Genomic DNA, 10,395 nt, shown 5'->3' with positions numbered 1-10,395 from the left:
AAATCTCTTGCCCTTTGTTCCTCCTGCCAGAAGGAATGCGCCCATGCTGGCTGCCATTCCAAGGCAGATGGTGGATACATCGCACTTAATGTATTTCATGGTGTCGTAAATTGCCATACCTGCGGTAACAGAACCTCCCGGACTGTTGATATAAAGCTGAATATCCTTGCCCGGATCCTCTGCTTCCAGAAACAGAAGCTGTGCCACAATGATACTGGCGCTTACGTCATTCACTTCCTCACCCAGAAAAATAATCCTGTCTTTCAGAAGTCTTGAATAAATGTCGTAGCTTCTCTCTCCCCTGCTTGTCTGCTCAATGACATAAGGTACTAAACTCATATATATGCCTCCATTCGTCGCGTCACAGTGGATTCAAAAGATGTCCGCTTACGCTTTTTACGCTTCCTTTGCCTCGTCTGCTACAAGAGTAACTGCCTTCTGTACTGCCATGTCTTTCTTCATCTGCTCTAATTCACGGTCTCCAAGAAGCTCTTTTAATTTGTCAGCTTCCATTTTGTACATTTCAGCCATCTTGCCGATCTCTTCGTTTACTTCGTCCTCAGAAACCTCAATGTTCTCAGTCTCTGCGATCTTTTCAAGAACAAGTCTTGTCTGGATTCTCTTCAGAGCCTGCGGTTTCATCTCTTCCTGCATCTTCTCTGCTGTCATTCCTGTAAACTGGAAGTACTGCTCCATTGTCAGACCCTGAGACTGCATTCTGGATGCGAAATCGTTCATCATCTGGCGAACCTGTGTGTTGATCATAGCGTCCGGAATTTCCATCTCAGCGTTCTCGATAGCTTTATCTACCGCTGCATTTTCTTTTGCTGCGCGTGCTTCTTTTTCTTTTTTCTCTGTGAGATTTTTCTTAACGTCCTCTCTGTACTCTGCAAGAGTATCGAACTCGGAAACGTCCTGAGCAAAATCATCGTCAAGCTCCGGAAGCTCTTTTGTTTCTACTTTCTTCACATCGCACTGGAATACTGCTGCTTTGCCTGCAAGCTCTGCTGCCTGATATTCCTCAGGGAAAGTTACGTTTACTTCTACGTGATCGCCTGCTTTAGCGCCTACAAGCTGATCCTCAAATCCCGGAATAAAGGAACCTGAACCAAGTGTCAGCGGATAATCTGTTCCTTTGCCGCCTTCAAAAGCAACGCCGTCTACAAATCCCTCGAAGTCGATTGTTGTGATATCGCCGTTCTCTGCTCCGCGATCCTCAACTGTTACAGTTCTGGAGTTTTTCTCCTGCTCTTTTTTGATCTCAGCATCAATGTCCTCGTCTGTTACTTCTGTCTCAGACTTCGGAACCTCAACACCCTTGTACTCGCCAAGTGTTACTTCCGGTTTTACAGCTACTTCTGCTGTGAAGATAAAAGCTTTTCCCAGCTCAGCCTGAGTTACATCGATCTCCGGCTGAGAAACGATCTCAAGATCGCATTCCTCAAGAGCTTTGCTGTAATGTTCCGGAATCAGAGCATTTGCAGCGTCCTCAAGGAAGATTCCCTTACCGTACATCTGCTCGATCATTTTTCTCGGTGCTTTGCCTTTACGGAATCCCGGAATGGAGATTTTACCTCTTGCTTTCAGGTATGCGTTCTGCATTGCCTTGTCTAATTCTTCAGCGGAAACCTCGATTGTAAGTTTCGCCATGTTTTTTTCCATTTTTTCCACCTGTAAACTCATGTTTCCTGTTCCTCCTTAAAATTGTCAGGTTCTGATTCTATTTTTAAAATTTACTCTATTTTTGCCTGTGTTTCAGCATTTCAGGCAAGTGTATCCTCTTAAAAAAAGATACAATTACAGTCATTATCGAAGTATAGCACAACTGACATAAAAACACCAGAGTTTTTTTCAGTTTTATGTTCCCTTATAGACCTCTATCCCCTGTATACAATGGATTCTGCGATTTCCTGCGCCTTTTCCTCTCCCATAAGCTGCGCGATCAGGCTGAGAGCAAAAGGAACCGCAGTTCCAAGGCCGCGGCTGGTAGTCACATTTCCGTCCACAACAACAGGATCCTCACAGGTTTCAGCTCCGTCAAGCTGATCCATAAAAGAAGGATAGGAGGTCGCCTTTCTGTTTTTCAGAAATCCCAGCTTTGCAAAAACACTTGGAGCAGCGCAGATGGCTGCAACCTTTCCGCCTTTTGCATAATACTCTGTAAGAAGCTCTGTAAGCGGCTGATACTCACCCAGATATTTTGTTCCCGGCATTCCTCCCGGAAGCACCAGCATATCTGCATCTGAAAAATCTGTTTCCGAAAAAACACGATCCGTTTTCATCTCAATCCCGTGTGAAGTCGTAATCTCCCTTGTTTCCTTAATAGAAACTGTAACCGCCTCAATTCCCGCTCTTCTCATAAGATCCACAACAGTCAGTCCTTCAATATCCTCAAATCCGTCTGCCAGAAAAATATATACTCTGCTCATAAATAAATCCTCCCGTCTGTCAGGGTTCATGTCCCTTTCCATATGTCTGTAAGTATACCACTTTTTTCCACCGGCATACAAGAAATATTGTTCGGCTATCTCCCTTTACGAAAACAATCTGGAATGCATTTTGTCCTGTATATATATTTTTGTCAAAAACAGCAAAAAACACTTTGCGGAATATTACCTGCAGGCAGCTGCGGTGGTTACTTATAGCCCGTTGAACATCAGCAAAATCACGTGACGGAAAGCTCTCCCCATGATATAATAATACAGATTATTGACCCCGGCTGAAAATACTTCAAAACACATATCATAAAACTGCGCGCAGCTTTATTGGAGTGTAAAACAGGAAATTGAACAATTTCCCCGCCGCACAGAAACAAACAGAAGAAATTTTTACAATGGTTTAAGCTTTCTCGTTTACCGTTATTTTTTACAGCTATTTAAGCAAAAGGAGTATGTTATGGAAATAGAAAGAAAATTTCTTATAAAAAAAGACCGGCTTCCCGATAACCTGGCACAATATCCCTGTCATGAAATTGAGCAGGGCTACCTCTGTACCGAACCGGTTGTACGCATCCGCAGACAGGACGACGAATATTATCTTACTTATAAATCAAAGGGATTCATGGCCCGGGAAGAATACAATCTTCCTCTGACTAAAGATGCCTATCTTCACCTGAAACCCAAGGCTGACGGACTTGTGATCTCAAAAACAAGATATCTTATCCCGGAAAAAAACGGGCTGACTATTGAGCTTGATGTGTTTCATCAGGAATATGAAGGGCTTCTTCTGGCTGAAGTAGAATTTTCCTCTCAGGAAGAGGCAGAGTCCTACTGTCCTCCTGACTGGTTTGGTGAAGATGTTACCTTCTCTGTCAGATACCACAACAGTACTTTAAGCCGCGGTCTTACAGAAAAATAATCCTCCTCTTTCTAGGCGCAGTTACTTTTTTCTTCTGCGCCTTCTCTTTATACGCAGCCGCGCTTTACTCCACTTTTTTGCAGGATTCCACTTTCCGCTCATCAGCCTTTTTTCCAGATATCTGCTGCAAAATACCGGAATGATTCCCAGAAGCTTCCCCACAATCCGTATTGCCAGCTTCCTGCTATTTTCCAGCCTCATAGACTGTTCAAGAAGTTTCTGAATAAAAAACATGTGCTAAACCTCCCTTACAGGAAATAGTTTAGCACATTCTGTTCTTTAACACAATTTTACAAAAAATAAATCCTGATATTTTATTTTACAGACGTTTTCCTTTTTCTGCTGCTCCTGTAAGAGCCTCAAACACAGCGCTTCTCATTCCCTTATCTTCCAGAATCCGAACGCCTTCAATGGTACTTCCCGCCGGAGAGCAGACCATGTCTTTCAGTTCAGCAGGATGTCTTCCTGTTTCCAGTACCATTTTTGCACTTCCCATCACTGCCTGCGCCGCAAAAGAATACGCCTGGCTTCTTGGAAGCCCCTGAGCAACTGCAGCGTCTGCCATTGCCTCAATAAACATAAATACATAAGCCGGTGAACATCCGCATACTGCGCTGAACGCATCCATCAGTCTCTCCGGAATAAATTCAAATCTTCCAAAGCTTTCTGCAATCTCTCTGATCTTTTGCGCTTCCTCCCCCGTTACCCGGTCGTTGCAGCAGCCTGCTGTCATGCCTGCGCCCACCTGAGCCGGAGTATTGGGCATCAGACGTACTGTTTTTACCGGGCAGCCACAGGTATCTTCCAGCCATTTCAGTGTTTTGCCCGGGGCAATTCCCACCAGAATATGCTTTTCTGTCAAAAGATCTTTGATCTCTTTGAGAACCTCTTCATAAAACTGCGGCTTTACTGCAAGAAATACAATTTCTGCCTGTGTAACCACCTGGCGGTTGTCCATAGTTGTCTCCACGCCCAGCTTTTCACGGCTCCGTCTTGATCCTGCCTCTGTAAGATTAGACACAATGATCTCTTCTTTTTTTACAATTCCCTTTTTCAAAATTCCGCCGATCATAGCTGAAGCCATGTTTCCGCATCCGATAAATCCTATTTTCATGATTGTTTTTCCTCTTTTCTTTTATTTCTCTCATGGTACACCATGTCGTCTACTTCTGTCATCAGAAACTTGCGGATCGCAAATAAAATCGCAATGGCGATCACTCCTATAAGCGTCTCCCAGGTTCTCAGATGCTCTACTACCATCTGCCTTGCTGTTGCAAACATAAGAACCTCCACAACGGTCTGAGCAGAATGTCTGCAGAGCATTTTTACAAACTCCACTCCAACAACAAGAGACAGCGCGTTTGCAAGAAATTCCGTAAAGAAATCCACATTCATACTGAGGATTTCTCTGCTCGTCACATCACAGACCAACCGGATACCGACCAGTGCGATCACTCCCAGAATCACAACAGACAGCAGAATTTCCATATAACGCGCAACATGATAGATCACTTCATTAAACCGTTTCCGTATGGCATGATTCACTTCCTTTTTCATTTTCTCTCCCTTTCATTTTCAGGTATTTCCGGATACTCTTCTGATCATATCCGCCTTCTGCCTGCAAGCTCCCATACAGGACAATACTTTTAAATTGTCTGAAATATGAATCAAAATGCATTCTGAGTCACCTTCGGTAATGGCATTTTTCCCTGTATGCCCCGGGACTTTTATATGCAGAGCCAAAACATCTCGCAGGATGTAACCTGTACCCAGTAACAAAACCCAACTTTTCTCAAAGTATTTTCTGAATTTTTCTTGAATCAAAAAAACTCCGGTGCTATAATAAATTCATGCAGATATAGTTCATCGGTAGAACACCAGCTTCCCAAGCTGGGGAGGCGGGTTCGATTCCCGTTATCTGCTTACGGTAAAAAGCCTTCGGAACATTCCGGAGGCTTTTTCTGCGCCGCATCCTACTGCCTGCCGTATCTTTTTGCAAGCACTTTCATTTCTTTTTGAAGGTTTTCTGTAAACTGTCCCGGGATCAGTCTCCACTTCCAGTTATTTCCCAGTGTGGAAGGCTGGTTCATCCGGGCGGAATTGTCCAGATACAGATAGTCCTGCATGGGAATTACACAGAGCTTTGCCACACTTCTCATAACAAGACAGATCAGATCCTGACAGATTTCCCGGTCTGAACCGTAAAAATTATTCAGATATTCTCTTACCTGTCTGCGTTCTTTGGGCGTAATATCCCGGAACCAGGACAAAAGCGTTTCATTGTCATGTGTACCTGTATAAACCACGCAGTTTTCCGGATAATTATGAGGAAGGTAATCGCTTGCATTTCCTGTGTCTCTTTCATCAAAAGCAAACTCAATAACCTTCATATTGGGATAGCCGCTTTCCTCTACAAGACGCTTCACAGAATCTGTCATATATCCCAGATCTTCCGCAATAATCTTTCTTGCCCCCAGCCTTACAGAAACTGCCCGGAACAAATCAATGCCCGGTCCTTTTTCCCACCATCCGTGTTCCGCAGTTTTGTCCCCATAAGGAATTGCATAATACTCATCAAATCCACGGAAATGGTCGATTCTTACTACATCATAAAGGCGGAAACAGTTTTCGATCCGTTTGATCCACCACTCAAATCCGGAGTTTCTGTGCACCTCCCAGTTATAAAGGGGATTCCCCCAAAGCTGTCCCGTTGCTGAAAAACCGTCCGGAGGACAACCGGCAACCTGTGTGGGACAATTATTTTCATCCAGCTTAAACAGCCACGGGTTTGCCCAGGTATCTGCACTGTCCATGGCAACATAAATGGGAATATCTCCAATGATCTCAATTCCCTGTTTATTGGCATAGGCTTTCAGCTTCATCCACTGCTGCCTGAATTTAAACTGCATATACTCCTGAAATTCAATTTCAAAGTACAGCTCACGTCTGTAATAATCCAGAGCATTCTGCCATCTGAGGCGGATATCCTCCGCCCATTCACTCCAGGGCTTTCCCTCAAATCTCTGCTTCACAGCCATAAAAAGCGCATAGTCCTTCAGCCACCAGGCTTCTTCTTCCTGAAAGCGTCTGAATTCCTCGTTTTCCCCCACATTACTGCGCTCATAAGCCTTTCGAAGAAGAATGGTCCGGCCCTTATACAGCTTCGCATAATCCGCACTGGCAGGATCACTGCCAAAATCCACTGCGTCACACTCCTTTTGCGTGAGAACTCCCTCTTCGATCAGGTCTTCCAGACTGATAAAATAAGGATTGCCTGCAAAGGTGGAAAATGACTGATAGGGCGAATCACCATAGCTGGTAGGACCCAGAGGCAGAATCTGCCAGCAGCTCTGTCCTGCCGCCTTCAATGCGTCTACAAAATCATAGGCGCTTTTTGAAAAACATCCGATTCCATATTTTGACGGCAGGCTGCTGACAGGCAGCAGCACACCGCATTGTCTTTTGTCCGACATATTTTTTCTCCTTCCGTTTTCTTATTTAATAGTGTCACAGGAGAAAAAAAGTGTCAATATCAAAAATCGCAGATTTCTGTTATTCTGCTGCTTTTTCCGCATATTCCACTGTAACAAGCTTTTCATAGGGCATTCTCCTGCTTAGTTCCCCTGCATCCTCCAGAATATCCTGCAAAAGCTCAAAGCTTTCCTTTTCAAATATAAGATTTTCCTTCCAGGTATCCTGTTCATGATAACGTTTTACAATAGTTGTAAGCGTTTCCATATCAGTTTCCGGAAACTGAGGTGCGATCACCTGCGCGATCTCCTCCGGTGTATGCTCCCGCACAAACTCCATTCCCATCTGAAGACCATTTGTAAACTTCTGTATCACATCCGGATGCTCTTTCAGATAGCTGGTTTTTGCGCTGTAAGAAGTATAAGGCACATATCCGGACTCCACCCCAAGCGAAGCAACCACATGACCGGTTCCCTCCTTTTCCAGAGCTGTAGCAGAAGGCTCAAACTCTACTGTAAAATCCGCAGCGTCATCCCCTGCAAAAGCTGCTGCCGTAGAACCGAAATCAATACTCTGGTCAATGGAAAGATCCTTCTGCGGGTCAAGTCCGTTTTGTTTCAGAATATACTCAAAAACCATTTCCGGCATACCGCCTGCCATCACTGCTACCATGTAAATAATCATCTGATATCTGTTTTGCGGTAGTTTCTGCTGATAGATCCGGCAGATATTCTTTGGTAAGCTGCAAGATTTTTTCTTTTGACTTTACAATATGGTATGGCTTCAATGGATTATCTGTGGATTCAAGAATCCCAAGTTTCTTCATTAGCTCAATATATGGAAGAATACTCTGCTTTGTTTTCTTGAATCCAAGGTCAGTAATATGCTCTGACAGATATTTTGCAGAAGTAAACCCACGTTCATCCTCAGCAATCAGTTTCATCACAATCGCAATCATGGTATTTTCTCTTCGATTCATTTCATCAGCAGGACTGTAACTAATCAGATTAGACAAGCCGTATTTCAGTATAATTTCCGGCATCCCGTCTTCGTCCACTACGATTTTTTCAATCAGAAGTTCAATATCTCTTCGGTCAAGGTTGCCTCCTGCAATGATTTTATCTACCACCTCAAGAGCATTTTTTAGTTTATCCTTTACATCAGGCGTTTCTATGGCAGTTTCATTCAGTTCTTTTATCTGCATTTCCAGACCATGAATCTGAGCAAATAAGTCTTTCTGCATAGAATCATACGTTTCATTGATTAAGTCTTCATTTCCAGCAGCGACAGCCAGATCTTTTACTTTTTGGGTAAGCAGAACTTTCAGTTGACTTTTTCGCTCATTGATAGTTGTGTGCAGTTCCTGCCGTTTTTCCGCTATTGTTTTTTTCTCTGCTTCAAAATCCTTTAAATCATAGGTAGAAATAACTTCACAGAGAGCATTTCGACACATCTTGATATAAGTCAGAACATCTTCCATCAGATCATCTTCTTCAATTAAATGTGCCTTGGAGCAATAACGTCTGCCTTTGGTGTTATAAGTGGTACAGATGTAATATTTCCGTTCCTTGCTGGAAGTTTTGCGTTTAATTGGTGTAAGGCGGCTGCCACAGTCTTTACAGAACAGGCAACTGCCAAAAGGATTCGGAATCTCTGAGCCAAGCCACTGCCCCCGGCTTCCCCGATAATTGGTACGGTTACGTTTTTCCTTTAATTCCTGTACCAACGCAAAGGTAGCCTTATCAATAATTGCCGGGTGATGATTCTCAAAAATACATTGTTCTTCCTTTGGCACACGTTTATCTTTTCCATGAACCGTATTTCTTGCACGTTTTTTCAAACGAAAAGTACCAATGTAAAAATCATTATCCAGTATTTCTTTTATCATAGCATCAGACCATTTAGAAGCTACCTGTCTTTTAGACAGTCTGCCTTCTTCTATTTCACGTTCACGCTGTATCATAGAGGGAGTGGGTGCGCCCTGTTCGGTCAGATACGTGGCAATCTTGCGGTAGCCGGAACCGGAAAGATATAAGTCATAAATTTGTTTAATATATTCTGCTTCTTTTGGTACGATTTCCAGAACAGTCTTATCTTTTTCATTGCGGCGATAGCCAAACGGCGGTCTTGTAATCAGTGTTCCCTCTTTCTGTCTGGCTCCTATGGCACGCTTGATTTTTTTACTGGTGTCTTTGACATATCGTTCATTAAACCATGTCTTAATACCAATCGTATCGTCATTAGAATCCATAGAATCATAATTATCGTCAATCACAACTAGATGCTTGCCACGTTCCTGAAATTCATCCAGAAGCAGCAGAACCTTTGCATTATGTCTGCCAAGACGTGAAAAATCTTTGACATAGACAGTATCAATATCTTTGCCCAGATCAGCCATCATCTGTTGAAATCCCGGTCTGTCAAAGATATAGCCGGAAATGCCATCATCTTCATACCAGCAGTCAATAACCACACCATGATCTGCTGCGTATTGATTGATAATCAGTTTCTGATTTTCTATGGAAACATAATTCCTTTTATCATCGTCTCTTGAGAGACGAACATATCCTGCATTCATAGATATTTCCTTTCTGAAATGTAAATATAATTCTTAAGCACTATGTAATTGTATTATATATATAAAACAAAAAAATGTATATAATAAAATATTAGAATAAAAAGATATGTAGTGCCAGCTACTATTGTTTGAGCGCGAAAGCATGTAGAACTTAAATAACAATTTCTGAATTTTTCTTTGCCCATGACGTAAAATCATAGTATAATATTATACAAATTATTTTAACCCCATATAAGAAAGGAATTCAAAAATCATGGCTGAAATGAAAATCCCAATAGATTTAGATAATAGAATAAGCAACGCCGTTGATTTCTTTTGGACTACGCGAACTGGACAAAAGAGTAAACAAGATAATTCTGCTGTTCATGATCAAGGTAACCGTGGTGCCGTAACAGGTGGTAAACAGCTAGACGGCTTCGTGGATTTAATATCAGAAATACTTATTATGAATGGTGTTCCAAAAACAAGTATTTTCACAAGTTCCAACCTGGAACTTCCAGGCTTCTATCGTCCCAACAAAAAATGGGATTTGCTTGTTGTTGATAATAACGAATTGGTTATCGCCATTGAATTCAAAAGTCAGGTCGGACCATCTTTTGGTAATAATTTCAATAATCGCACAGAAGAAGCTATGGGAAGTGCATTAGATATTTGGACAGCTTATCGAGAAGGTGTATTTGGATCTCAGAATGCACCTTGGCTTGGTTATTTTATGGTTCTTGAAGATTGTAAAAAATCAACTGATCCAGTAAATGTGCGTTCACCACATTTTCAAGTTTTAGATGAGTTTATTGACGCTTCTTACAAGGATAGGTATCAAATATTTTGCAACAAGCTTTTATTAGAAAGACAATATAGTGCTGCTTGCTTTATGACAACAAGTAAAGGCGAGAATACTAATTCTTATGCGTGCCCTAACTACAAATTGTCGTATATTGCTTTCATCAGATCTGGTGCTAGAATATAAATAGTACAAGTCAAAATGAGAA

At 42.3% G+C, this 10,395-nt stretch carries 11 protein-coding genes and 1 tRNA gene; 3 read left to right on the top strand and 9 right to left on the bottom strand.

The annotated features are described in order from the left end of the window. The 3 genes from QVP40_RS08865 to QVP40_RS08855 form a co-directional block, all read right to left on the bottom strand. On the bottom strand, positions 1 to 339 hold a 339-nt coding region (locus QVP40_RS08865; protein WP_288200425.1), incomplete at its 3' end, for an ATP-dependent Clp protease proteolytic subunit. 57 nt (positions 340 to 396) lie between these two features. After that, the gene (gene tig / locus QVP40_RS08860) at positions 397 to 1,683 is read right to left on the bottom strand and encodes a trigger factor (RefSeq protein WP_022068100.1); all 1,287 of its coding nucleotides are present in this window, start codon (positions 1,681 to 1,683) and stop codon (positions 397 to 399) included. Between the two features lie 194 nt (positions 1,684 to 1,877). After that, entirely contained in the window at positions 1,878 to 2,429 is a 552-nt protein-coding gene (locus tag QVP40_RS08855) for a DJ-1 family glyoxalase III (RefSeq protein WP_022068099.1), read from the bottom strand. 466 nt (positions 2,430 to 2,895) lie between these two features. On the opposite strand from QVP40_RS08855, the gene QVP40_RS08850 reads away from it, so the two are divergent. Then, on the top strand, positions 2,896 to 3,357 hold the full coding sequence (locus QVP40_RS08850; protein ID WP_022068098.1) for a CYTH domain-containing protein: 462 nt from the start codon (positions 2,896 to 2,898) through the stop codon (positions 3,355 to 3,357). A 21-nt stretch (positions 3,358 to 3,378) separates the two neighbouring features. Here QVP40_RS08850 and QVP40_RS08845 read toward each other — a convergent pair whose 3' ends face one another. The 3 genes from QVP40_RS08845 to QVP40_RS08835 form a co-directional block, all read right to left on the bottom strand. Continuing rightward, the gene (locus QVP40_RS08845; protein ID WP_022068097.1) at positions 3,379 to 3,591 is read right to left on the bottom strand and encodes a hypothetical protein; all 213 of its coding nucleotides are present in this window, start codon (positions 3,589 to 3,591) and stop codon (positions 3,379 to 3,381) included. Between the two features lie 85 nt (positions 3,592 to 3,676). Beyond that, on the bottom strand, positions 3,677 to 4,471 hold the full coding sequence (gene proC / locus QVP40_RS08840; protein ID WP_022068096.1) for a pyrroline-5-carboxylate reductase: 795 nt from the start codon (positions 4,469 to 4,471) through the stop codon (positions 3,677 to 3,679). Then, positions 4,468 to 4,914 (bottom strand): hypothetical protein, encoded by a 447-nt coding sequence (locus tag QVP40_RS08835; protein ID WP_022068095.1) that lies wholly within the window; start codon positions 4,912 to 4,914, stop codon positions 4,468 to 4,470. Before QVP40_RS08835 ends, proC begins: the two co-directional genes overlap by 4 nt. A 295-nt stretch (positions 4,915 to 5,209) precedes the next feature. On the opposite strand from QVP40_RS08835, the gene QVP40_RS08830 reads away from it, so the two are divergent. Beyond that, positions 5,210 to 5,280: transfer RNA gene (locus QVP40_RS08830), tRNA-Gly, on the top strand. A 50-nt stretch (positions 5,281 to 5,330) separates the two neighbouring features. On the opposite strand, the gene malQ is transcribed toward QVP40_RS08830, so the two are convergent. The 3 genes from malQ to QVP40_RS08815 form a co-directional block, all read right to left on the bottom strand. Beyond that, a complete protein-coding gene (gene malQ, locus QVP40_RS08825; RefSeq protein ID WP_022068094.1) occupies positions 5,331 to 6,830 on the bottom strand; it encodes a 4-alpha-glucanotransferase in 1,500 nt (499 codons plus the stop codon). Positions 6,831 to 6,909: 79 nt separating this feature from the next. Continuing rightward, a complete protein-coding gene (locus QVP40_RS08820; protein ID WP_330361914.1) occupies positions 6,910 to 7,512 on the bottom strand; it encodes an ABC transporter substrate-binding protein in 603 nt (200 codons plus the stop codon). Continuing rightward, positions 7,457 to 9,406 (bottom strand): recombinase family protein, encoded by a 1,950-nt coding sequence (locus QVP40_RS08815; RefSeq protein WP_022068092.1) that lies wholly within the window; start codon positions 9,404 to 9,406, stop codon positions 7,457 to 7,459. The genes QVP40_RS08820 and QVP40_RS08815 overlap by 56 nt, the downstream gene beginning before the upstream one ends. A 253-nt stretch (positions 9,407 to 9,659) precedes the next feature. Between QVP40_RS08815 and QVP40_RS08810 the strand changes: the two genes are divergently transcribed. Then, positions 9,660 to 10,373, top strand: coding sequence for a PaeR7I family type II restriction endonuclease (locus tag QVP40_RS08810; RefSeq protein WP_022068091.1), 714 nt, complete (start codon positions 9,660 to 9,662; stop codon positions 10,371 to 10,373). The last annotated feature ends 22 nt before the right edge of the window (positions 10,374 to 10,395 follow it).

This window comes from Blautia sp. CAG:257 (assembly GCF_000433815.1).
GTDB lineage: Bacteria > Bacillota > Clostridia > Lachnospirales > Lachnospiraceae > Blautia_A > Blautia_A caecimuris.
Note: the sequence above shows the minus strand (reverse complement) of the source record. Positions and strands in the feature narration are given on the sequence as shown.